Raw genomic sequence first — 21301 nt, 5'->3', positions numbered from 1 at the left:
GCCATCGAAGGCCCGACGCCGATGCGAACGCGCATCGTCTTCGATGGCAGGAGGCGCGTTCGCGTGGGCGGGAACATGCGCGTGAAGGGCTCGCTACTGCATCGGTCGACTGGATGGCGACACTGCGCGCCAAACGCAATGCACGCTTCGATGCCGATCACTTGCGCTATCGACGCGGCCAAGGCGAAGCATCCGCGCTGCATTGCTTCGTGCTCGATTGCTCCGGCTCGATGCTCGGCGGCGAACGTCTTGCGCGCGCGAAGGGCTTGCTGATCGCGCTGTTCGACCGTGCGTATCGCGAACGCGCGGAGGTCGCGCTGGTGTGCTTCGGCGGCGGACGCGCGGAAGTGCGTCGTCAACCGGGGACGGCGCATTGGTTCAATGACCGCTGGATCGCGCCGATTGGCGGCGGAGGCGGCACGCCGCTTACGCTCGGGTTAGCGACGGCATCGACCGTGCTTGCGCGGGCCGCGCGTCGCAAGCCTTCGCAACGCCGCTGGCTGTGGCTATTGAGCGATGGACGCACGAACGAGCGGCCCGCAGCGCCCGCGCTGGCCGACCGTATCGTCGTGGTCGATTTCGAGGAAGGACGCGTGCGGGTCGGCGGGGCGCACGCGCTGGCGCTCGACTGGCGCGCGCAGCACATACCCGCCGAATCGCTTCAATACGAGCGGGGCGTATAAACCCAGTCGCCGTCGCCGATTACGCGCGTCTTCGACGACCCGACGATCACCATCGTCCGCATATCGACGAGGCCGCCGTGCAATTCGCCGAGCGTCACCACGCGCATCGTTTCCGCTGGACGTCCCACGTCGCGGCCGAGCACGACGGGCGTCGCCGCGTCGCGATGCTCGCGCACGATGTCGATTGCGCGATCGAACTGCCAGGGTCGCGCCTTCGATAGCGGGTTATAGAACGCCATCACGAGATCCGCTTCGCTTGCATGCCGAATGCGATGCTCGATCACGTCCCAGGGCTTGAGGTTGTCGGAGAGCGACAGCACGCAGAAGTCATGGCCGAGCGGCGCGCCCGCGCGCGCGGCCGTTGCGAGCGACGCGGATACGCCCGGCACGATAGCGAGCTTCACGGCAGCCCATTCGGCATGCGTCGCGCGTCCTTCGTCGAGCGCTTCGAGCACGGCCGCAGCCATCGCGAAGACGCCGGGATCGCCCGACGATACGACCACGACCTTCCGCCCTTCGCTCGCGAGCTCGAACGCATGGCGTGCGCGTTGCAACTCCTCGCGGTTGTCCGTCATGTGAATGCGCTGGTCTGCGCGAAACGGGCCGGCCATGCGCACGTAGGTCTCGTAGCCTAGAACGTCCTGCGCGGAATCGAGCGCAACTCTTGCGGCAGGCGTCATCAAGTCTGCGCTGCCGGGGCCGAGTCCGATGACCGTCAACGTGCCGCGCGCGCGACCGATGGACTCGGCATCTATCGGCGCTTCGGCCACGCTCAGCGCGATTCCGTGGGCGCGAAGCGCGTGATGGGGCGGCGGTTCGTTGCTGAAGCGAAGGGGCAGGTCGAGCGCGTTGGCAGCATCGCTGAGCGCATCGAACGTCATGCTTTCTGTCGGCGCGACCAGCGCAGCGAGTGCAAGCGGCGACAGTCCGTGTTCGCGCAATGCAAGCTGAACGCGATCAGCGATCCCATCGTCCGGCGCTTCGATCCACGCGGCCACGCAACACGGATGAATCACGAGACTACGCTCATCGTTCATCACATGCGGCGTGACACGCACTGCAAGGCGCGCGTCTTCTGCGCGAGGCAAGTCGGCCTGAGCGAGCCACGGTGCATGACCTTCGATGCGCGTCGTTTCGCCCGCGAGCAAGTCGGACACGAAACGCTTGCCACGCTCCATATCCGCCAGCGCGTAGCCATCGGGCGGAGCAAGCAGGCACATGCCGAAGCGAAGTTCGCCGCTCGTCGTGATCGCGGGCGTGGCATCGAGCGCCGCGGCGATCTCGCGCGCCAGCACATTCACGCCGCTCGTGCCGCCGAGCAACGGCACCACGGCGCTGCCATCCTGCGCGACCGCGAGCACCGGCGGCTCCGCGCCCTTGTTCGTGAGACAGGGCGCGAGCGAGCGAATGACGATGCCCGCCGCACACAGCGCGACGATAGGCGTGGCTGCAAGATAGAGCGCTCGCACGTGCGCGCCGAAATCGTCGTAGGCAATATCGGCATGAGCGCGATTAGCGAGACCATGCACGAGCGAACCCGGATAACGCGCCTGAATGCGGCGCGCGACAGGAAGCGCGCTTTCGCCGAGCACGACGATCGCAATCGATGACGCCGCGTTCATGCCTGCCATTTCTTTCCCGGCACGACGAGCAGCGAGAAATAGGGCGACGCCATCGGGTCGACTTCATCGAGCGGCACGATCCGTTGATTCGCCATCGTCGCGCGCTCGACATAGAGCGCGCGCTTGTCCAGCCCCAGATCGGTGAGCACGCGACGCACCTTGTCGAAGTTGCGGCCGAGCTTCATCACGACGGCTGCATCGGATGCTTCGAGCTTGCACTTCAACTCGTCTTCCGGCAGCACGCCGGACAGCACACAAAGACTCTGATTGCGATAAACGAGCGGCACGCCGAGCACCGACACGCCGCCCAGCATCGAACATACGCCGGGCACGACATGCGCATCGAAACGTCCGGCGAGACGGTCGTGCAGATACATGTACGACCCGTAGAAGAAGGGATCGCCTTCGCAGATCACGGCCACATCGCGGCCCGCTTCGAGATGATCGGCAATGGCGAGCGCGGCTTCATCGTAGAACGCGCTGATGATCGTCTCGTAGCACAGCGGCGGTTCGAGCGCTTCGGTCGTCACCGGATACACGAGCGGCAGGCGTGTCTGCGCGTCGTCGAGATGCGCTTCGATGATGCCGAACGCGTTGCCCTTCTTGCCCTTCGCGACGAAATACGCGACCACCGGCGCGGACTTCAGAAGCCGCAGCGCTTTCACTGTGATGAGTTCGGGGTCGCCCGGACCGACGCCGAGACCATACAGGCGTCCGCTCATTATTCGTTCTCCGAAGCAAGTGCGTTGACTGCGGCGGCGGCCATCGCGCTGCCGCCGCGTCGTCCGTGTAATGCGACGAAGGGCACGCCTCGGCTGTCGGCTGCGAGCATCGCCTTCGATTCAGCCGCGCCGATAAAACCGACAGGGAAGCCGAGAATGAGCGCGGGCTTCGGCGCGCCGGCGTCGAGCATGTCGAGCAGATGAAAGAGCGCGGTGGGAGCGTTGCCTATCGCGACGACCGCGCCTTGCAGATGCGGCCGCCAGAGTTCGAGCGCAGCAGCAGAACGCGTGTTGCGCATCGCGCGGGCGCGCTCGGGAACGGACGGATCGCCGAGCGTGCAGATGATGCGGTTATCGGCCGGAAGACGCGCCTCGGTAATGCCGTGCGCGACCATGCGGGCATCGCAGAGTATCGGCGCGCCGGCTGCGAGGGCCGTGCGGCCCGCGTCGCCTGCGCCGGGAGAGAAGCGCAGATCGTCGACGATATCCACCATGCCGCACGCGTGAATCAGCCGCACGGCGAGCTTTTCGAGGTCGCGCGGAATGGCGCTCAGGTTCGCTTCGGCGCGGATCGTCGCGAACGACTGGCGATAAATCTCGGCGCCGTCGCGGATATAGTCAAGCATCGGCATGGCTCCGGGCGAGCCACGCGGCCGCCTCTTCGATGGATACGTTCGGTGCGACGAGGCGCGCGTCGACATGCAAGTCATAGCGTCCGGTCGACACCGCGATCATTGTGTTCACGACGGGATGCGCGGCGGCGCACGAGCGTTCGCAGCCGCTTATATGCACATCGTCGTGCACAGGCAGCAGCGCGGCGAGGCGGTGCGTATCAGCTTTGGTATCGGCGCGACTCTTCGCGCAGCCCGGCGAACCGGCGCACGCGATAAGACGCGCAAGCGGATGGTCTGCGCGCGTGATGAGGCCGAGCGCGTTAATGCGGTCGAGCACGTGTTCCGTATCTCGCGGCATCACGTCAGGCATGAGCACGCCTTGCCAAGGCGTCATCAAGAGCCGGCCTTGCGCGTATGTCGAAGCAAGATCGGCGAGCGCGGCGAGCGTGGCGGCGTCGAGCCGTCCCAGTTGCGTCTGCGCACCGATATACCCGTTCGCGCTGTCCGGCATCGGATGCGCGCCGAAGCGCAGCGCGTCGTTGGCAGGGGCGCGACGCCAGGCAGTGTCGATAGGATCGAACGAAAGCATCGCGAGAAAGCGCGTCACGCCGATTCGCGCGAGCAACTCACGCATGCGATGTTCGTCGTTCGAAGCGAGCGCAACGAACGCGCGCAGCGCCGCGATCACGAAGTCCACGACCTGTCCGCGCGCGATGCTGCCGAGCGCGGGTGAGTCGCTATCACTATGCGGGATCGAACCAGCGAAGCCGAACGCGTAGCGCGTGCCGTCGTCGAGCGCGGAAAGCCAGAGATCGTGCGGATGATCGAGCATCGCGAGGCGTTCGCCGCCGTCGAGTTGCAGCGCGAACTTCGGCGACAACGCGTGCAGCGCGGCATCGCCCTGCATCGCGGTGACGATGGCGGCGGCGAGGCCGCGCGTGGCGTCGTTCGCGAGCGGACTCAGCATCACGTTGCGCAAGTCGTCGCCGCCTTCAGTGTGCGGGCCGAGCCCCGCGTTCAGCGCGATATCGACGAGTTCCGCGTGGGCATCGGCGCGAATGCCGCGCAGTTGCAGATTCGCGCGATTGGTCAGCTCGATGACGCCCGAGCCGCACTTAACGGCCGCGTGCGCGACGGCATGCGCCGCGTGCGCGCGGAGTTCGCCGCCTGCAAGGCGCAGGCGCGCGAGCCCGCCGTCGCGCGCCTGCACGATGCGCATGAGGCCGGGACAAGCCGATGGCCGCGGTGTCGGAAAAGAAGCGTTCAAAAGCGTGACCGGTGCGATTCTCGCTTCGGGCGATGCCACCGGTACACCCCGCCCGGACGGCGTCGCGCGAATATTGCGTGCAAAGCGTGTATAGCGTGGAAAGCGTGAGTCGGCAGGTCTCTTGGCTGGCAGGTCTGCGCCCGCGCCGGCCTTCCCGGTATAAACCAGTGGCAGTGGAGCGCGGACTCGCTGCGTACAATTGCGGGGGCAGCCACAGTTTCGCTGTGTTCCCTGTTAGGCCCGCGGGTTGAACCGTTGGGCACCGACGTACCGATGTATTATGCCCGCTTTTATCGACCATCAGCACGCTTCGTGCCGGGTATCGTCGCATGAAGCGCGTCGCGAACCGCAAGGAGGGCACGTCTCATGTCGAGCTGGCTGACCGTGATAGGCATCGGCGAGGACGGCTGGCAGGGCCTCAGCCGCGCGGCGCGACGCGCGCTCGTCGAGGCCGGCGCGATACACGGCGGCGAGCGTCATCTCGCGCTCTTGCCTGCGCGTATAGCCGCGCGCCGCGTGCCGTGGCCGAGCCCGTTTTCTCTCGATGCCGTGCTCGCCGAGCGCACGCGCGGCACGCCTGTGTGCGTGCTCGCGAGCGGTGACCCGATGTTCTTCGGCGTCGGCGCGACGCTCGCTCGCGAGCTTGCCGTCGACGAGATGCGCGTGATTCCCGCGCCTTCGTCGCTGTCGCTCGCCGCTGCGCGTTTGCACTGGGCGTTGCAGGACGCGCGCTGCGTGTCGCTTGTCGGGCGGCCCGTTGCCTCGCTGCTTGCGCATGTGTTTCGCGGCGAGCGCCTGCTGGTCCTGAGCGCGGACGGCGCGACGCCCGCTGCGATCGCTTCGCTCTTGACGGCGCATGGATTCGGCCCGAGCCGCATGACGGTCTTCGAGCATCTCGGCGGCGCGAACGAACGCCGTATCGACGAGCGCGCGGACGACTGGCGCGAGCCGTTCGTGGCGTCGCTCAATCTCGTGGCCATCGAATGCCGCACGCATGCGGGCCATGCCGGTCCGCCGCTCACACCCGGCCTGCCCGACGACGCCTATCGTCACGACGGCCAGTTGACCAAGCGCGATGTGCGTGCCGTCACGCTCGCGCGCCTCGCGCCGCAGCCGCGCGAACTGCTGTGGGACGTGGGCGCGGGCTGCGGGTCGATCGGCATCGAATGGATGCGCGCGCATGTGTCCTGCCGTGCCATTGCCATCGAAGCGAACGAGGGCCGGCAGCGTCTGATCGAACATAACCGCGATGCGCTCGGCGTGCCCGCGCTTCAGCTCGTCAAGGGCGAGGCGCCCGCCGCGCTCGCGGGCCTTCCCGCGCCCGACGTCGTGTTCATCGGCGGCGGCGTGACCGTGCCGGGCGTGCTCGATACGTGCTGGTCGCGGCTGCGTCAGGGCGGGCGGCTGATCGCGAACGCGGTCACGCTGCAAAGCGAAGCCGCGCTCGTCGACTGGCGCGCGCGGCATGGCGGTGAACTCGTGCGCATCGGCGTGGCGCATGCGGAGCCGCTCGGCGGCTTCGATACCTGGCGGCAAGCGTTGCCCATCACGCTGCTCTGCGCGAGCAAGCCTTGACCGCATTCGACGCTCATCATGCGTGACGAGACACCGGAACAACCCGCGCCGCTCAGAAGCGGCTACACGACCGGAAGCTGCGCGACCGCGACGAGCCTCGCAGCCGCGCGTCTGTTGCTAACCGGGCAGGCGAGCGATCGCGCGGAGATCGTGTTGCCCAAGGGCCAGCGCGTCACGATGAAGCTCGAGTTCTGCCGCCTGGTCGACGGCATGCGCGATGCAGCGGAAGCGGGCGTCATCAAGGATGCAGGCGACGATCCTGACGTGACGCACGGCGCGCTCGTGTTTGCGCGCGTGCGTCTCTCGGCGGATACGGGCGTGCGCTTTCACGCCGGGCCGGGCGTGGGCACGGTGACGCGGGCGGGCCTGGCGCTCGCCATCGGCGAGCCGGCCATCAATCCCGTGCCGCGCAGGATGATGACCGAGCATCTTCTCGCGCTCGCGCCACTCGCGGACTATGCGGGCGGCTTCGATGTGACGATAGGCGTCGAGCATGGCGAAGCGCTCGCGCAAAAGACGATGAACCCGCGGCTCGGCATCGTGGGCGGTTTGTCGATACTCGGCACCACGGGCATCGTCCGGCCGTTTTCGTGTTCGGCGTATATCGCCTCGATTCATCAGGGCATCGACGTGGCGCGCGCGAACGGCGTGCGGCATATCGCGGCCTGCACCGGCAATCAGAGCGAAGACGCGATGCGCGCGCGCTACGGCTTGCCGGATATCGCGTTGATCGAAATGGGCGACTTCGCGGGCGCGGTGCTCAAGCATCTGCGTCGCGCGCCGGTCGAGAAGCTCAGTCTGTGCGGCGGCTTCGGCAAACTCAGCAAGCTCGCGGCGGGACACATGGATCTGCATAGCCGCAGCTCCAGCATCGACTTGCCGTTGTTGGCGTGCTGGGCTGCGGAGGCGGGCGCGAGCGCGGCGCTTCAGTCGGCCATTCGCGCGGCGAATACGAGTCAGGAAGCGCTGAAGCTCGCGCGCGCCGAAGGCATCGCGCTGGGCGACCTCGTCTGCGCGCGCGCCCGCGACGTGGCGCTCGATACCGTGCCGAGCGGCGTGATCGTCGAGGCCTTTGCAATCGACAGGCAAGGCGTGATCGTCGGGAGCGCCGCATGACGCGCGCGCTGCTGTTGGGCGGAACGGGCGACGCGCTCTCCATCGCGCGAAACATGGGCGCGCCGCATGTCTACAGTCTCGCGGGACTCGCTCGCGTGCCGACGGATCTCGCCTGTGCCGTGCGCGTGGGCGGCTTCGGCGGCGTGGCGGGTCTCGTCGATTATCTGCATGCTGAGCGGATCACGCTCGTCATCGACGCCACCCATCCATATGCCGCGCAAATGAGCCGCCATGCGCGCGAAGCCTGTACGCTGGCGCATGTGCCGCTCTGGGCCGTGCGCCGGGCCGCATGGCAGCCGCAGCCCGGCGACGACTGGCGCGATGCGGCTGACTGGCGCGGCATCGTCGAACGCATCGCGCCGTTTCGCCGGCCGCTGTTCACGCTCGGACGCGAGCCGCTCAAGCATCTCGACGAGATCCCCGCGTCGCAGCACTGGACCATTCGCTGTCTCGGGGCGCACGAAGGGACGGCGCGCGCCAGCATCCTCGATGCGCGCGGTCCGTTCGATATCGACGGCGAGCGCGCATTGTTCGACGCCGCGCGCATCGATGTCGTCATCAGCAAGAACAGCGGCGGCAGGGCGACCGAGGCGAAGCTCGCGGTGGCGCGTGAACGGCACTTACCCGTGGTGATGCTCGCGCGGCCTACGCTGCCCGAAGCAGACCGCGAATTCGACGACCCCGCGAGCGCGCTTGATGCGCTGCTCGCTCTCGACTCTCACTGACATGACGGTCTATTTCATCGGCGCGGGACCGGGCGATCCGGAACTCATCACCGTCAAGGGGCAAAGGCTGATTCGCGCGTGCCCCGTGATTCTGTATGCGGGATCGCTCGTGCCGGAAGGCGTGCTCGAAGGGCATCGCGCGCATCGCGTCGTGAATACGGCGGAACTCGATCTGGATGCCATCGTCGCGTTGTTGCAGCAAGCGCACGCGAACGGCGAGGATGTCGCGCGCGTGCATTCGGGCGATCCGTCGCTGTACGGCGCGATCGGCGAGCAGATTCGTCGCATAGAAATGTTAGGGATTCCTTACGAAGTAGTGCCGGGCGTGACGGCGACGGCGGCATCGGCGGCGGCGCTCGGGCGCGAACTGACGCTGCCGGGCATTTCGCAGACGGTCATTCTCACGCGCTATGCGGCGAAAACGTCGATGCCTCCCGGCGAATCGCTCGCGGACCTCGCGCGTCATCGCGCAACGCTCGCCATTCATCTCGGCGTGCGGCATATCGAGCGCATCGTCGCGGAGCTGCTGCCGCATTACGGCGAGGACTGTCCGGTTGCCGTGGTCTTCCGCGCAAGCTGGCCGGACGAAGAACGCGTGCAGGGCACGCTCGTCGATATCGCGCAGAAAGTGCGCGCATCGGGCATGGAGCGCACGGCGCTGATTCTCGTGGGCCGCGTGCTCGACGCTCGCGATTTCGCCGATTCGACGCTCTACGCGAAGGACTGAGCGTCATGCGCGATCTCGACGCCGTGTTCGATGCGCTCGCGAAATCCGCGTTTCGCCGGCGCTTTGCGCTCGGCGTTCGCGAAGGCCGCTATGTGCGCGAGCGCGGCGTGGAAACGGTGGTCGCGCAGGCGCATGAATTGATCGCGAAACGGCTCGCGCCGCAGGCGCCGCTCAACGACGGCAAGCAGACGCCGTTTCGCGGGCATCCCGTGTTCATCGCGCAGCACGCGACGGCGACGTGCTGCCGGACCTGTCTCGCCAAATGGCACGGCATCGCGGCGGGAAAAGTGCTCGACGATGCGGAGCGCCAGCATGTGGTGGATGCCATCGAGCGATGGCTGCGCGCGCAGCCTATGCCGCCTGCCGCTGAGACAACCGAGGACAACCCGCAGCGCGAGTTGCCCTTCTGACGCTCAATGCGGCCTCTGCTCGCGCGGCCCCGCAACGCGGCGCTTGCCGGTCGCGCGGCGCGCCAGCATGTTCAGTCCTTCGACCAGCGCGGAGAACGCCATCGCGGCATAAATGTAGCCCTTCGGTACGTGGTTGCCGAAGCCTTCCGCGATCAGCGTCATGCCGATCACGAGCAAAAAGCCGAGCGCGAGCATCACGATGGTCGGATTGCGTTCGATGAAGCGCGAGAGCGGCCCCGCCGCGAACAGCATCACGGAAACCGCCGCGATGACCGCGACGAACATGATCGGGATGTGCTCCGTCATGCCGACCGCAGTCACGATGCTGTCGATGGAAAACACGAGATCGAGCAGCAAAATCTGGCCGATGGCCGACAACGGCGTGAGCCGCGCGCCGGATGCGGGCCCGGCGTGATCGTCGGCGTCGTGCGTGACGTGATGATGGATTTCGCTCGTGGCTTTCCACACGAGGAACACGCCGCCGGCAATCAGGATCAGATCGCGCCACGAGAAGCCGTGGCCGAACGCTTCGAAGATCGGCGCGGTGAGCCGCACGATCAGCGCGACGGTGCCGAGCAGGCCGAGCCGCATCACGAGCGCGAGCCCGATGCCGATGCGCTGCGTGCGCGCCCGGTGCTCGGCCGGCAACTTGTTGGTCAGGATGGAGATGAAGATCAGATTGTCGATGCCGAGCACGACCTCCATCACGACGAGCGTCGCGAGGGCCGCCCAGGCGGCGGGGTCGGTCAGAAGGGCGGCAATGTAGTCCATGCGATGCGTTTTCCTGGAAGGGCGAGAGGCGTGATCTTAGCCCGCGAAGCGGTATAGTGAAAGGTATTTGAAACCTTGGCCGTAGCTTGGTTCCTTGGAAACGTCGCGGTTTCGGCAAGTTGGCCGCGAATTACCGACAAATACCGAACTAAGGCCGAAAAGTCCTCCTGTTCCGATGATGCACCGCAACGAATACGGGTAAACTCCGATGCTTCGATGCGGCCGCTGTCGAACCGCTCTCCGTCCACCCACTGCACTCTGCAGCACACACGGTCACGCCGCATGTCCGGACAATCCCAACGCCTCGTCGAGCTCGACTTCTTCCGGGGCCTCGTGCTTTTGATCATTGTCGTCGATCATATCGGCGGGAGCGTGCTGTCGCATTTCACGTTGCACGCGTTCGCGCTGAACGACGCCGCCGAAGTCTTCGTGTTTCTGGGCGGCTTCGCCACTGCGACCGCTTACGCGTCGCTCGCTCAGCGCCGGTCGGAGCGCGCCGCGGGGCTGCGCTTCGTGCGGCGGGCGTTCGAGATCTACCGCGCGTTTCTGATCACCGCAGCGCTGATGCTCGTCGCCACCTTCCTGCTGCGACCGTTCTATGGTCACGCGCCGAATCTCGTCCTGCACGACCTCGACACGCTGACGGCGGCACCGGTGACGTCGATTGCCCAGATTCTGACGTTCGAGCGCCAGCCGTATCTCGCCGCCGTCCTGCCGATGTACGCGCTCTTCGCGCTGGCGGTGCCGCTCGTGTTGCCGCTCGCGCGCACGAAGCCGTGGGTGCTGCTGGGCCTGAGTCTCGCGCTGTGGTCGTTGGCGCCCGGCATCGGCGAATATATGCCGTCCGTCGACGATAACCTCTGGGACTTCAATCCCGCCGCCTGGCAACTCATGTTCACGCTCGGCGTGCTCGCGCGCTGCCAGCCGGTCTATCAACGCGTGGCGTCGCACCGCTTCGGCTGGACGATCAGCGCGGCCGCGCTCGCGGTGATCGTCGGCATGGCGTACTACAAGCTGCTCGTGCTGCCGCCCGTGCTCGACAGCGCGTTCAAGCGCGACCTGGCGGGCGCGCGCGTCGTCAATTTCCTCGCGATTGCCTGGATAGCGACCAACCTCGCGCGATACGGCGTCGTGAAGGCCGTCGCGAACCGTTTGCCGTGGATCGGCGCGGTAGGGCGCGACGGAATGGTGTGCTTCGTCGCGGGCGCGGTGATTTCGCTCGTGGTCGATTCGATCCTCTTCACCTTCACGGACGGGCTCGTGAATGTGCCGGCCGGGCTCGTTGGGGACGCGGTTGCCGTCATGGCGCTGCTTTCGGTGCCGCGTTTGCGTCAGCCGGTGGCGAACTGGCTCGGCAAGCGCACGCGCGTTCCTGCGGCAAGCGCAGCCGTTGTTGCGGCGGCGGAGAATCCGGCGCGCGGCGTGCGGTGAATTCGGCAATAGGGCACCGTCTTTTGGCGGTGCTTTTTTATCGGCGATCCTCGCAACTAACGGTCTTGCACGTCAGCGCCAGTAATCTGGCGAGGCACGAGGCTTGCATAAGGCGTGCGTATCTACAATAACAAAGGTTCGTCCATGCTCAAGCTCGCTATTCTGTTCGCGATCATCTCGGTCATCGCCGGCTTCTTCGGTTTCGGAAGCGTGTCGTCGGGCGCGGCCGGTATCGCGAAGATCTGTTTCTTCATCTTCCTCGTGCTGTTCGTGATCTTCCTGGTCGTCGCGATTTCGGCGGGGTCGCTCGTGCTTTGACGGGGCTACTTATCGGTAGCGACGCGCGCGACGAGCGTCGCAGAGCGTTCGCCCTCGATCCGCCCCACGCCCGCAGGCGGCGCCAGCGCACCGCTGTGATCTTTCAATCCGACGCCCGTTAGCCCGAGCCGCCGCGCTTCGTTCAGTAGCCAGTGCAGCTTGAACGCGGCGGCATCGTAGCCGAGTCCTTCGGGGCGCACGTTGGAGATGCAATTGCGCTCGGCGTCCATCCGCCCGGCGCGTGGCTCGTAGGTGATGTAAAGCCCAAGGCTGTCGGGCGAACTGAGACCCGGCCGCTCGCCGATCATCACCACGACGATCCGCGCCCGCAAAAGCTCACCGATGCAGTCGCCCAACGCGACACGCGCCTGCGTCGCGATGACGACGGGGCCGACGTTCCAGCCGTCGAGCATGGCGCGCAGTCTGGACAACAACGGCGCGGCGTGGCGCTGGGCAGCGAAAGCGGACAGGCCATCGGCGGCGACGAACACGACATCGGGCGCATCGCCGTGCTCGGCTTCGTATGCGGCGAGGCGCGCGGCGCTGGCGTCGTCGAGCATACGGCCCAGGTCCGGCCGACGCAGATAATGCTCGCGATCCGGCGCGGCGCTCGCCACTTCGAGCGTGGCAAAGCCGGCTGCGCGAAGGGCTTCGCCGAGCGACGCGGTGTCGAGCGGCTGATGCACCGCGTCGCGCGCCTGCGCGTGCGCCAGTTGAAACGCGAGAAGGGGCGTCGTCGGCAGGCTGTTGCCCGCGCGTCCGAGCGCAATCCGCGCGTTCGTGAACCGCCTGAGCGCGTCCCAAGGGTCCGCATCGACCGGGCTTGGCGTGGCGTCGTCGGTCATGAGTCGATCCAGTCGAGAAGCGGTTGCCGCACTGCGCCCGATGAATGCGGAAGCAGTGCGCCGTGCGCATCCGTGACCCGCATTCGCGCGAGCCACGCCTCGAACTCCGGCGCGCGCTTCAGATTCAGCACGCGGCGCACGTACAACGCGTCGTGGAACGACGTGCTTTGATAGTTGAGCATGACGTCGTCGGCGCCGGGCACGCCCATGATGAAATTGACGTTCGCGACGCCGAGCAGCGTCAAAAGCGTGTCCATATCGTCCTGATCGGCTTGCGCGTGGTTCGTGTAACAGATGTCGCAACCCATCGGCACGCCCAGCAGCTTGCCGCAGAAGTGATCTTCGAGTCCCGCGCGGATGATCTGCCGCCCGTCGTACAGATATTCCGGGCCGATGAACCCGACCACCGTATTCGTCAGAAGCGGCCGGAAGTGTCGCGCGACCGCGTAGGCGCGCGCTTCGCATGTCTGCTGGTCGACGCCATGATGCGCGTTCGCGGAGAGCGCGCTGCCCTGACCGGTCTCGAAGTACATCACGTTGTCGCCGACGGTCCCGCGCGCGAGCGATTGCGCCGCGTCGTGCGCTTCCCGCAACAGCGCGAGCGACACGCCGAAGCTCGCGTTGGCGCGCTCCGTGCCCGCGATCGACTGGAACACGAGATCGACGGGCGCGCCGTGCTCGATCGCCGCGAGCGTGTTGGTCACGTGCGTGAGGACGCACGACTGCATCGGCACGTCGTAACGCTGGCGGAAGTCGTCCATCATCGTGAGCAGCGCGGCAATGTCCCCGGGCGAATCGGAGGCTGGATTCACGCCGATCACGGCATCGCCGCAGCCGTAAAAGAGGCCGTCGAGGATGGAGGCGGCGATGCCTTTCGGATCGTCCGTCGGATGATTCGGCTGGAGGCGCACGGACAGCCTGCCCGGCAAGCCGATGGTCGTCCGAAAGCGCGTGACGACAGGACGCTTTCTCGCGGCGAGAATCAGATCCTGATTGCGCATGAGCTTGGAGACGGCGGCGGCCATTTCGGGCGTCAGGCCCATTTCAACGGCTTCGAGCGCGGCGGTATCGGTCGCATCCGACAGCAGCCATTCGCGCAATTCGCCGACGGTCAGATGCGCGATGCGCGCGAACGCGGCGGCGTCGTGCGTATCGACGATCAGTCGCGTCACTTCGTCCGTCTCATAGGGGATGAGCGGCTCGTCGAGGAATGCGCGCAACGGCAGGTCGGCGAGCGCCATCTTGGCGGCGACGCGCTCCTCTTCGGTGGCCGCCGCGACGCCCGCGAGTTCGTCGCCCGACCGCTGCGGGCTCGCGCGGGCGAGCAGCGTTTTGAGGTCGTCGAAACGGTAGCGCCGCACGCCGATAGTTGCCTGATAGCCCATCGATTCTCCTGCCCGCCTGACCGGATTCGCGATGCCCTTACTGTAACCGCATCGCGGCGCGCGCAAAAATCCACGGCAAAACCGAATTCGCTGCCCGTGCGATAATTTCGGGCTTCGCCGCCGCCGAATTGCGCTCAATTTCCGTGAAAAACCTGCTCGTTTCAATCGACCGTCTTCAGGATTTCGATGAAATCGTCGATGTCCGCACGCCGCTCGAATTCGCCGAGGACCACATTCCCGGCGCGATCAACGCGCCGGTGCTCGAAAACGAGGAGCGCGTGATCGTCGGCACCATGTACAAGCAGGTGTCGCCGTTCGAGGCCACGCGCGTCGGCGCGGCCATGGTCGCGCGCAACATCGCCCGTCATCTGGACACGATCTTTGCGGATCGCCCGCGCAACTGGCGGCCGCTCATCTACTGCTGGCGCGGCGGCAAGCGCTCCGGCTCCATGACGACGTGGCTGAACATGATCGGCTGGCAGGCGCGGCAGCTCGATGGCGGCTACAAGAGCTACCGGCGCGACGTGCTGGAGAGGCTCACGGCGTTGCCGGCGCAATTCCGCTTTATCGCGCTGATCGGCCACACGGGCAGCGGCAAAACCCGGCTCTTGCACGCGCTCGCGCGGGCGGGCGCTCAGGTGCTGGACCTCGAAGGGCTCGCGGCGCATCGCGGCTCGCTGCTCGGCGCGCTGCCGGGACACGCGCAGCCGTCGCAGAAGGCATTCGATTCCGCGCTCGTCCATACGCTGCGCGGCTTCGATCCGGCCAAGCCCGTTTTCATCGAGGCGGAAGGGCGGCGCATCGGTTCGATCTCGACGCCCGACTCGCTGCTCGACAGCCTGCACGCGGCCGCCTGCGTGGAAGTCGAAGCGCGCCGCGAGGACCGCATCGCGTTTCTGTTGCAGGACTACGCGCATCTTTTCGACGAACCGGCGTTCTTCAAAGGGCAGTTGTCTAAGCTCGTCGCGCTGCATAGCCGCGAGCGCGTGGAGCATTGGCATCGGCTGATCGACGAAGGCGAGCGCGCCGCGCTGTTCGCCGAGCTGATCGACCGCCATTACGATCCGGCGTACGGCCGCAGTAGCCGGGCGCTCTACACGCAGTTGCCGCACGCGGCGCATATGCTGTTTCGTCCGAACGACGCCGACAGCGTCGATCAGGCCAAGGCGCTGCTAGCGCAGTTGACCGACACGACCGCTGCGCTCGGCTGATTTTCTTTCTTCCGATTCGACCAAAGAATATGACCACGCTTCGACAACCCCGCGTCGCGCTCGGCTGGCTGGTTTTCCTGCTGATCGCCGTCGCGGGCCTTTTCTACGTCAAATGGTTTCCGTACTACAACCGCGCGTTCGTCGCGGCCAGCCAGCATTCCATCGGCAAGTCGATTTTGATGGGCGCGTCCGCGAGCGCGCCGGAGCCCTCGTGGCAGGCGGCGCTCGATTATGCGATGGCCTACGGCAAGGCCATCTGGCAGGCGATGGTGCTCGGCCTGTTGCTGGGCTCGGCGGTGCAGGCGCTGATTCCGCCGCAATGGGTCGCGCGCGCGCTCGGCCAGCATAGCTTCGGCAGCGTGATCAACGGCGGACTGATGTCCTTGCCCGGCATGATGTGCACCTGTTGCGCGGCGCCGGTCGTCGCGGGGCTGCGGGCGCGTCAGGCGGCGCCGGGCGCGGCGATCGCGTTCTGGCTCGGCAACACGGTTCTGAATCCGGCGGCGCTGGTGTTCATGGGCTTCGTGCTCGGCTGGCAATGGACGGGCCTGCGGCTGGTGCTCGGCGTATTGATGGTGTTCGGCCTCGGCTACGCGGTGAACCGCATGGTGACGCCCGCGCAGGCGGCGGCATCGCGCGAGGCGCTCGCGAAGCTGATCGAAGAAGACGAGCCGGGCACCGCGTTCTCGCGCTGGATCAAGATTCTCGGGCGCATGACGCTGCGGCTCGTGCCCGAGTACATCGTGCTGGTGCTGCTGCTCGGCGCGGCGCGGGCGTGGCTCTTTCCGCATATCGGGCCGGATATCGGTAACGGCGCGCTGTGGATCGTCGCGTTCGCGGTGGCGGGCACGCTGTTCGTCATTCCGACGGCGGGCGAAGTGCCCATCATCCAAGCGATGCTGTCGCTCGGCATGGCGGCCGGTCCCGCGGGCGCGCTTCTGATGACGCTGCCGCCGGTGAGCGTGCCGTCGATGGCCATGCTCGCCCGCTCGTTTCCTCCGAAAGTGCTGGCGTTCGTGGCGGGGGCGGTGGTGGCGTTCGGCGTTGTCGCGGGCACGATTGCGGCGGCGTTCTTCTGACGTTCGCCGCAAGTCGCGCGGTTCAATGAATCGCCGTCCCGAGCCGAATCAACAGCTTGAACGGCAGCGCGAGCAGCATCGCGCCGCCGACGCCCGCCATCCACAGCGCGACGAACCAGAACAGCTTCGTCGCCCGCGTCATTGCAGCCGCGCCGCCGCGCTCAGTGGTAGTGATGTTCGCCATGACGCACCTTTCCTCTGAAAACCCAATACCCCAACGTCGTGTACGCGATGATGACCGGCAGAATCACCGCCGCGCCAACGATCGTGAATAGCTGGCTCGACCGCGGCGAGGCCGCATCCCAGATCGACACGCCGGGGAAAATGTCGTGCGGCGAGATGCTCGCGACCAAGCCCGCGTAACCGAGCACCACGAACCCGAGCGCCACGGCAAACGGCCGCTTCTCATGGCGTGACAAGATGGACTGCCGCATCGCCCAGGCGCATGCCACGACCAACGCAGGCACCGGCAGCATGCGATAGAAAAGCGGCGAGTCGAACCAGCGCGACGCGATGCTCGCATCCAGCAACGGCGTCCATACGCTGACGACGGCAATCGTCGCGAGTTGCAGCAGCGTCAGCGGCCACACGACGCGGTACATGCGCCGCTGCAAGTCGCCTTCGGTCTTCGCGATCAGCCAGCACGCGCCCAGCAGCGCATACGTGACGACGAGCGCGCCGCCCGTGAACATCGAAAACGGCGTGAACCAGCCGAAGGCATCGCCGGAAAAGCGGCCGTCCGCGACCGGAATGCCGTCGAGGAACGCGCCGAGCGCCACGCCCTGAAAGAACGTCGCGCCCGCCGAGCCGCCGATGAACGCGAGATCCCACATCGGCTTGGTGCGCGACGCCTTCGCGCGAATCTCGAACGACACGCCCCGGAAAATCAGGCACACGAGCATCAGCACGAGCGGCAGATAGAGCGCCGAGAGCACGGTGGAATAGACCATCGGGAACGCGGCGAACAGGCCCGCGCCGCCGAGCACGAGCCACGTCTCGTTGCCATCCCAGACGGGCGCGACGGTGTTCATCATCACGTCGCGGTCGTGCTGGTCCGGGAAGAACGGAAAGAGAATGCCGATGCCGAGGTCGAAGCCGTCGAGCACCACGTACATGAGAAGACCGAGCGCGATGATTGCGGCCCAGGCGAGTGTGAGGTCCATGGTCATGCTCCTTCGATGGACTGATTGGGCAACGAAAGCGGGCGACGCGCGGTTCCCGCCGACGAAGCCGGCGCGTGCGGCGTCTCGCCCGGCAGCGCGGGACCGTGCCGCAGCAGCTTCAGCAGGTAGTAGATGCCCGTGCCGAAGACGATCGTATAGACGACCACGAACGCGAGCAGCGACACGCCGACCTGCTGCGCGGTGACGGGCGAGACGGCATCGGCGGTGCGCATCACGCCGTAGACCACCCACGGCTGACGGCCGGCTTCGGTCGTGACCCAGCCCGCGAGCAACGTGACGAAGCCGGTCGGGCCCATAAAGAGCGCGAAGCGATGAAACCAGCGCGCATCGAACAGCTTGCGCTTGCGATGCAGCAGCCACCCGGCGACCGACATCACGATCATCAATACACCGAGGCCCGCCATCACGCGAAAGCTCCAGAACACGATGGTCGAGTTGGGGCGCTCATCCTTCGGGAAAGACTTCAGGCCGCGAATCTCGCCGTTCCAGCTATGCGTGAGGATCAGGCTGCCGAGATGCGGAATCTGGACCGCGTACTTCGTCGTTTCTGCCTGCATGTCCGGAATGCCGAACACGTTGAGCGCCGTGCCGCCTTTTTCCGTGTCCCAGATGCCTTCTATCGCCGCGATCTTGGCCGGCTGATACTCGCGCGTGTTGAGGCCGTGCGCGTCGCCGACGAGCGCCTGAATCGGGGTCAGCGCGAGCAGCAGCCACAGCGCCATCGAGAAGGTCTTCTTGATCGCCGGATCGCGCCGGCCTTTCAGCAGATGCCATGCGCCCGTTGCCGCGACGACGAGCGCCGCCACGATGAACGCGGCAATCGCCATGTGCGCGAGCCGATACGGAAACGAAGGATTGAAGATGATCGCGAACCAGTCGACCGGCACGACGTGATCGCCTTCGATGCGAAAGCCTTGCGGCGTCTGCATCCAGCTGTTCGAAGCGAGAATCCAGAACGTGGAGATGAGCGTGCCGATGGCGACCATCAGCGTCGCGCCGAAGTGCGCCTTCGGGCCGACCTTGTTCCATCCGAACAGCATGATGCCGAGAAAGCCCGCTTCGAGGAAAAAGGCGGTCATCACTTCGTACGTCAGCAGCGGGCCGGTGACGGGACCGGCGAAGCTGGAGAAGCCGCCCCAGTTGGTGCCGAATTCGTACGCCATGACGACGCCCGACACCACGCCCATGCCGAATGCGACTGCGAAGACCTTCGACCAGAAAAGGCACAGTTCCTTGTAGACCGGTTTGCCGGTTTTGAGCCATGCGCCTTCGAGCACGGCGATAAAGCTCGCGAGCCCGATGGACAGCGCCGGAAAGATGATGTGAAACGATACGGTGAACGCGAACTGTATCCGCGCCAGATCGAGTGCTTCAGGAGTCGATTGCATGATGACGTCTGCTACGTTGCGTGTCTTGGCCAGGCCGGCCAGGTTTTGATTTGCGTTGATAACGAGGCAAAGCGTAGCGCCGAATCGCGCGACGTGTTGCGCTGCGTCAGCGACACGTGCTTGCGCGCAAATGCCGCAGATTCGGCGCAGTGACGCGTCTACATGCTTGAAAAGGCGGGGGTTTCGAGACGGCGGGCGCGGGCGGCATGCCCGACGCGAGCACGCATTGTCGCGACAATCGACCGCACTGCATCACGCGTTTTTCGCGACATTGGGCAATGCGTTAGCGTCGAAATAGGCGGACGAACTATGACGGACGCGCCGCGTAGAGGAGGGCGCCGGCGCGGGTACGATAATCGCTTTCATGAGCAGCGCGCGACGCGCCAACTAAACGGAGAAAGCAACATGCGCCTCGATGATGAAGCGGAAAGTCAGAACGTCGAAGACCGGCGCGGATCGGGAGGGTTCAGCATTGGCGGCGGCTCGATCGGGATCGGGACGATCGTTATCGCGCTGGCGGCGTCGTACTTTTTCGGCATCAATCCGATGACGATCATCAACGGCGCGCAAGTCCTGCACGGCAATGCGCCGCAACGCCAGGCCGCGCCGAGCGACGCGCCGCCCGCCAATGATCCGGGCGCGGTCTTCGTCCGCCGCGTCCTCGGCAATACGGAACGCACGTGGGAGCACATCTTCCGCACGCAGTTCAATCAGGACTATCCGGCGCCGAAGCTCGTGCTGTTTTCAGGCGGCACGCAGACGGCATGCGGCATGGGCCAGGCGGCGATGGGGCCGTTTTACTGCCCGGCCGACCGCAACGTTTACATCGATTTGTCGTTCTACCGCGAATTGCGCGACCGTTTCGGCGCGGGCGGCGACTTCGCTCAGGCTTATGTGATCGCGCACGAGGTGGGGCATCACGTGCAGAACGTCCTCGGCATCTCGGACAAGGTCGACCAGGCGCGTGCGCGAATGTCGCGCGAGCAGGCGAATGCGTTGTCAGTGCGCGTCGAATTGCAGGCGGACTGCTTCGCCGGCGTGTGGGCGGCCGTGGCGCAACGCGACAATGCGAAGCTCATCGAACCGGGCGACTTCGAGCAAGGCTTGAACGCGGCGGGCGCGATCGGGGACGATCGCTTGCAGCAAGAGACGCAAGGGCGCGTGGTGCCCGAAGCGTTCACGCACGGGACGAGCGCGCAGCGGCAGAGGTGGCTGCGGCGAGGCATGTCGACGGGGGATGTTCGGCAGTGCGATACGTTTTCGGCGCAGGGGTTGTAGGGCTGACCGAGTTTATGCGCATAACGTCGAGCGGGGAGAGACCGCTCGACACATCCGCGTCAGTGCGCCACGTCGGCGCGGCGCAATCCGGCGACGCGGGCATCGCGTACGGACTCGAATCTGAAGCGCTGGAACCGTCGCAGCGTATCGCGGAAGTCGTTGATGGCGGAGCATCACTGCTAGCCGATCTCCAGCGAGCGTGTGCCCTCAACTGCCCGGAAACCCGTCAGGAAACAGCCGCTCGATAGCCGCTTCGAAATGCTGGACCGGCGCGGCGCCGCGCAGGGCGATGGGCGGCGGCGGCTCTTTCCCGGGTGCCGGCTCGCGCGACAGCACCGCGAACGGTACACCGGTCACGCCGATCTTCTTTGCGAATTCTTCGTCTTCGACGACGAGATCGGTGTACGTGCCTTCATCGAGCGCTTCTTCCAGCAGTTCCGGATCGACGCCACAGGTCGCGGCGATGTCGAGCAGCGCGTCCGTGTCGCCGATATCGATTCCTTCCTCAAAGTACGCCTTGAAAATCGCGCGATGCACGACATCGTAACGGCCGGACTCACGCGCGAAGAGCGCCGTCTCGAACGCCTTGCGGCTGCGCGGCGCGACGGGCGGCATGCGCATGAGCAGGGCGCGCTCGTCGGCGAGCGGGCGCACCGACTTCTCCCACGATTCCGCAATGTGTTCGCTATTCGGGTCGAGCAGCGGCGCAGGCTCCGGACGCAGCTCGAACGCGTGCCAGCGAATCTCGACCGCGTCCCCGTAGGCGTTGCGCAACTGGTCGAGCACCGGCGTTTCCAGATAACAGAACGGACAGACGAAGTCCGACCAGACGTCGATGAACAAAAGGGGCGTGGATGCCATGAAAGCCTCGAAACGAATGAAGTGCGGCGGCGTCGCCAGCGAATCCGGTATGTTAGCGCGTGCCGCCGCGCGCCGCGAAAGCGCCCGTT

At 66.1% G+C, this 21301-nt stretch carries 22 protein-coding genes and 1 riboswitch; of the genes, 11 read left to right on the top strand and 11 right to left on the bottom strand.

Going from position 1 to position 21301, the window contains the following annotated elements; genetic code table 11:
* Positions 1-113 precede the first annotated feature (113 nt).
* The gene (locus NCR35_RS16945) at positions 114-683 is read left to right on the top strand and encodes a vWA domain-containing protein (protein ID WP_250535268.1); all 570 of its coding nucleotides are present in this window, start codon (positions 114-116) and stop codon (positions 681-683) included.
* Here NCR35_RS16945 and cobJ read toward each other — a convergent pair.
* From cobJ to cobG, 4 genes are read right to left on the bottom strand one after another with little or no spacing between them, the layout of a single operon-like run.
* Positions 662-2305, bottom strand: coding sequence for a precorrin-3B C(17)-methyltransferase (gene cobJ / locus NCR35_RS16940; protein ID WP_502801696.1), 1644 nt, complete (start codon positions 2303-2305; stop codon positions 662-664). The genes NCR35_RS16945 and cobJ overlap by 22 nt on opposite strands.
* The gene (locus tag NCR35_RS16935) at positions 2302-3027 is read right to left on the bottom strand and encodes a precorrin-2 C(20)-methyltransferase (protein ID WP_250535266.1); all 726 of its coding nucleotides are present in this window, start codon (positions 3025-3027) and stop codon (positions 2302-2304) included. The genes cobJ and NCR35_RS16935 overlap by 4 nt, the downstream gene beginning before the upstream one ends.
* Positions 3027-3653 carry a precorrin-8X methylmutase gene (locus NCR35_RS16930; RefSeq protein ID WP_244850102.1) on the bottom strand — a complete coding sequence of 209 codons (627 nt, stop codon included), beginning with the start codon at positions 3651-3653 and terminating at the stop codon, positions 3027-3029. Before NCR35_RS16930 ends, NCR35_RS16935 begins: the two co-directional genes overlap by 1 nt.
* Positions 3646-4860 (bottom strand): precorrin-3B synthase, encoded by a 1215-nt coding sequence (gene cobG, locus NCR35_RS16925; RefSeq protein ID WP_250535265.1) that lies wholly within the window; start codon positions 4858-4860, stop codon positions 3646-3648. Before cobG ends, NCR35_RS16930 begins: the two co-directional genes overlap by 8 nt.
* 142 nt (positions 4861-5002) lie before the next feature.
* Positions 5003-5190, bottom strand: a riboswitch (cobalamin riboswitch).
* Positions 5191-5274: 84 nt separating this feature from the next.
* Between cobG and cbiE the strand changes: the two genes are divergently transcribed.
* Genes cbiE through NCR35_RS16900 form a run of 5 tightly spaced genes read left to right on the top strand, consistent with a single transcriptional unit; the run spans position 5275 to position 9461 of the window.
* Positions 5275-6483 (top strand): precorrin-6y C5,15-methyltransferase (decarboxylating) subunit CbiE, encoded by a 1209-nt coding sequence (gene cbiE, locus NCR35_RS16920; protein ID WP_250535264.1) that lies wholly within the window; start codon positions 5275-5277, stop codon positions 6481-6483.
* An 18-nt stretch (positions 6484-6501) separates the two neighbouring features.
* On the top strand, positions 6502-7599 hold the full coding sequence (locus tag NCR35_RS16915) for a cobalt-precorrin-5B (C(1))-methyltransferase (protein ID WP_250535263.1): 1098 nt from the start codon (positions 6502-6504) through the stop codon (positions 7597-7599).
* Complete coding sequence (locus tag NCR35_RS16910; RefSeq protein ID WP_250535262.1) at positions 7596-8324, top strand: cobalt-precorrin-6A reductase; 729 nt, start codon at positions 7596-7598, stop codon at positions 8322-8324. The genes NCR35_RS16915 and NCR35_RS16910 overlap by 4 nt, the downstream gene beginning before the upstream one ends.
* A 1-nt stretch (position 8325) precedes the next feature.
* Positions 8326-9051 carry a precorrin-4 C(11)-methyltransferase gene (cobM, locus tag NCR35_RS16905; protein WP_250535261.1) on the top strand — a complete coding sequence of 242 codons (726 nt, stop codon included), beginning with the start codon at positions 8326-8328 and terminating at the stop codon, positions 9049-9051.
* 5 nt (positions 9052-9056) lie between these two features.
* Positions 9057-9461 carry a DUF4186 domain-containing protein gene (locus NCR35_RS16900; RefSeq protein WP_244850108.1) on the top strand — a complete coding sequence of 135 codons (405 nt, stop codon included), beginning with the start codon at positions 9057-9059 and terminating at the stop codon, positions 9459-9461.
* Between the two features lie 3 nt (positions 9462-9464).
* Here the strand turns inward: NCR35_RS16900 and NCR35_RS16895 are convergent, their stop codons facing one another.
* Positions 9465-10232 carry a TerC family protein gene (locus NCR35_RS16895; RefSeq protein WP_250535260.1) on the bottom strand — a complete coding sequence of 256 codons (768 nt, stop codon included), beginning with the start codon at positions 10230-10232 and terminating at the stop codon, positions 9465-9467.
* A 282-nt stretch (positions 10233-10514) separates the two neighbouring features.
* Here NCR35_RS16895 and NCR35_RS16890 point away from each other — a divergent pair, with 282 nt between their 5' ends.
* Both NCR35_RS16890 and NCR35_RS16885 read left to right on the top strand, forming a co-directional pair.
* Positions 10515-11663, top strand: a complete 1149-nt coding sequence (locus NCR35_RS16890; RefSeq protein ID WP_250535259.1) for an OpgC domain-containing protein — start codon at positions 10515-10517, stop codon at positions 11661-11663.
* A 144-nt stretch (positions 11664-11807) separates the two neighbouring features.
* The gene (locus NCR35_RS16885) at positions 11808-11981 is read left to right on the top strand and encodes a DUF1328 domain-containing protein (protein ID WP_250535258.1); all 174 of its coding nucleotides are present in this window, start codon (positions 11808-11810) and stop codon (positions 11979-11981) included.
* A gap of 5 nt (positions 11982-11986) precedes the next feature.
* Here NCR35_RS16885 and eutC read toward each other — a convergent pair whose 3' ends face one another.
* Positions 11987-12826 (bottom strand): ethanolamine ammonia-lyase subunit EutC, encoded by an 840-nt coding sequence (gene eutC, locus NCR35_RS16880; RefSeq protein WP_250535257.1) that lies wholly within the window; start codon positions 12824-12826, stop codon positions 11987-11989.
* Positions 12823-14211, bottom strand: a complete 1389-nt coding sequence (locus NCR35_RS16875; protein WP_250535256.1) for an ethanolamine ammonia-lyase subunit EutB — start codon at positions 14209-14211, stop codon at positions 12823-12825. Before NCR35_RS16875 ends, eutC begins: the two co-directional genes overlap by 4 nt.
* 143 nt (positions 14212-14354) lie before the next feature.
* Here NCR35_RS16875 and mnmH point away from each other — a divergent pair, with 143 nt between their 5' ends.
* Positions 14355-15422 (top strand): tRNA 2-selenouridine(34) synthase MnmH, encoded by a 1068-nt coding sequence (mnmH, locus tag NCR35_RS16870; protein WP_250535255.1) that lies wholly within the window; start codon positions 14355-14357, stop codon positions 15420-15422.
* A gap of 29 nt (positions 15423-15451) precedes the next feature.
* A complete protein-coding gene (locus tag NCR35_RS16865) occupies positions 15452-16501 on the top strand; it encodes a permease (protein ID WP_250535254.1) in 1050 nt (349 codons plus the stop codon).
* Positions 16502-16523: 22 nt separating this feature from the next.
* Here the strand turns inward: NCR35_RS16865 and NCR35_RS16860 are convergent, their stop codons facing one another.
* Genes NCR35_RS16860 through NCR35_RS16850 form a run of 3 tightly spaced genes read right to left on the bottom strand, consistent with a single transcriptional unit; the run spans position 16524 to position 19073 of the window.
* Positions 16524-16685 (bottom strand): hypothetical protein, encoded by a 162-nt coding sequence (locus NCR35_RS16860; protein WP_244850117.1) that lies wholly within the window; start codon positions 16683-16685, stop codon positions 16524-16526.
* Positions 16663-17664 (bottom strand): cytochrome d ubiquinol oxidase subunit II, encoded by a 1002-nt coding sequence (gene cydB, locus NCR35_RS16855; protein ID WP_250535253.1) that lies wholly within the window; start codon positions 17662-17664, stop codon positions 16663-16665. The genes NCR35_RS16860 and cydB overlap by 23 nt, the downstream gene beginning before the upstream one ends.
* Before the next feature lie 2 nt (positions 17665-17666).
* On the bottom strand, positions 17667-19073 hold the full coding sequence (locus NCR35_RS16850) for a cytochrome ubiquinol oxidase subunit I (RefSeq protein ID WP_250535252.1): 1407 nt from the start codon (positions 19071-19073) through the stop codon (positions 17667-17669).
* 405 nt (positions 19074-19478) lie between these two features.
* Between NCR35_RS16850 and ypfJ the strand changes: the two genes are divergently transcribed.
* Positions 19479-20351: a KPN_02809 family neutral zinc metallopeptidase gene (ypfJ, locus tag NCR35_RS16845; RefSeq protein WP_250535251.1), complete on the top strand. Its 873-nt coding sequence runs from the start codon at positions 19479-19481 to the stop codon at positions 20349-20351.
* A gap of 207 nt (positions 20352-20558) precedes the next feature.
* On the opposite strand, the gene NCR35_RS16840 is transcribed toward ypfJ, so the two are convergent.
* On the bottom strand, positions 20559-21212 hold the full coding sequence (locus tag NCR35_RS16840) for a DsbA family oxidoreductase (protein ID WP_206468357.1): 654 nt from the start codon (positions 21210-21212) through the stop codon (positions 20559-20561).
* Between the last annotated feature and the right edge of the window lie 89 nt (positions 21213-21301).

The sequence above is a fragment of the Caballeronia sp. AZ10_KS36 genome, assembly GCF_023631105.1.
GTDB lineage: Bacteria > Pseudomonadota > Gammaproteobacteria > Burkholderiales > Burkholderiaceae > Caballeronia.
The sequence above is the reverse complement of the archived record's forward strand: the minus strand, read 5'-3'. Positions and strand labels throughout refer to the sequence as shown.

Excerpts from the sequence above, each read along its gene's own strand:
- NCR35_RS16945 (WP_250535268.1), top strand. The coding sequence starts at position 114 with ATGGCGACACTGCGCGCCAAACGCAATGCACGCTTCGATGCCGATCAC.
- cobJ (WP_502801696.1), bottom strand. The coding sequence starts at position 2,305 with ATGAACGCGGCGTCATCGATTGCGATCGTCGTGCTCGGCGAAAGCGCG.
- NCR35_RS16935 (WP_250535266.1), bottom strand. The coding sequence starts at position 3,027 with ATGAGCGGACGCCTGTATGGTCTCGGCGTCGGTCCGGGCGACCCCGAA.
- NCR35_RS16930 (WP_244850102.1), bottom strand. The coding sequence starts at position 3,653 with ATGCTTGACTATATCCGCGACGGCGCCGAGATTTATCGCCAGTCGTTC.
- cobG (WP_250535265.1), bottom strand. The coding sequence starts at position 4,860 with ATGCGCATCGTGCAGGCGCGCGACGGCGGGCTCGCGCGCCTGCGCCTT.
- cbiE (WP_250535264.1), top strand. The coding sequence starts at position 5,275 with ATGTCGAGCTGGCTGACCGTGATAGGCATCGGCGAGGACGGCTGGCAG.
- NCR35_RS16915 (WP_250535263.1), top strand. The coding sequence starts at position 6,502 with ATGCGTGACGAGACACCGGAACAACCCGCGCCGCTCAGAAGCGGCTAC.
- NCR35_RS16910 (WP_250535262.1), top strand. The coding sequence starts at position 7,596 with ATGACGCGCGCGCTGCTGTTGGGCGGAACGGGCGACGCGCTCTCCATC.
- cobM (WP_250535261.1), top strand. The coding sequence starts at position 8,326 with ATGACGGTCTATTTCATCGGCGCGGGACCGGGCGATCCGGAACTCATC.
- NCR35_RS16900 (WP_244850108.1), top strand. The coding sequence starts at position 9,057 with ATGCGCGATCTCGACGCCGTGTTCGATGCGCTCGCGAAATCCGCGTTT.
- NCR35_RS16895 (WP_250535260.1), bottom strand. The coding sequence starts at position 10,232 with ATGGACTACATTGCCGCCCTTCTGACCGACCCCGCCGCCTGGGCGGCC.
- NCR35_RS16890 (WP_250535259.1), top strand. The coding sequence starts at position 10,515 with ATGTCCGGACAATCCCAACGCCTCGTCGAGCTCGACTTCTTCCGGGGC.
- NCR35_RS16885 (WP_250535258.1), top strand. The coding sequence starts at position 11,808 with ATGCTCAAGCTCGCTATTCTGTTCGCGATCATCTCGGTCATCGCCGGC.
- eutC (WP_250535257.1), bottom strand. The coding sequence starts at position 12,826 with ATGACCGACGACGCCACGCCAAGCCCGGTCGATGCGGACCCTTGGGAC.
- NCR35_RS16875 (WP_250535256.1), bottom strand. The coding sequence starts at position 14,211 with ATGGGCTATCAGGCAACTATCGGCGTGCGGCGCTACCGTTTCGACGAC.
- NCR35_RS16865 (WP_250535254.1), top strand. The coding sequence starts at position 15,452 with ATGACCACGCTTCGACAACCCCGCGTCGCGCTCGGCTGGCTGGTTTTC.
- NCR35_RS16860 (WP_244850117.1), bottom strand. The coding sequence starts at position 16,685 with ATGGCGAACATCACTACCACTGAGCGCGGCGGCGCGGCTGCAATGACG.
- cydB (WP_250535253.1), bottom strand. The coding sequence starts at position 17,664 with ATGGACCTCACACTCGCCTGGGCCGCAATCATCGCGCTCGGTCTTCTC.
- NCR35_RS16850 (WP_250535252.1), bottom strand. The coding sequence starts at position 19,073 with ATGCAATCGACTCCTGAAGCACTCGATCTGGCGCGGATACAGTTCGCG.
- ypfJ (WP_250535251.1), top strand. The coding sequence starts at position 19,479 with ATGCGCCTCGATGATGAAGCGGAAAGTCAGAACGTCGAAGACCGGCGC.
- NCR35_RS16840 (WP_206468357.1), bottom strand. The coding sequence starts at position 21,212 with ATGGCATCCACGCCCCTTTTGTTCATCGACGTCTGGTCGGACTTCGTC.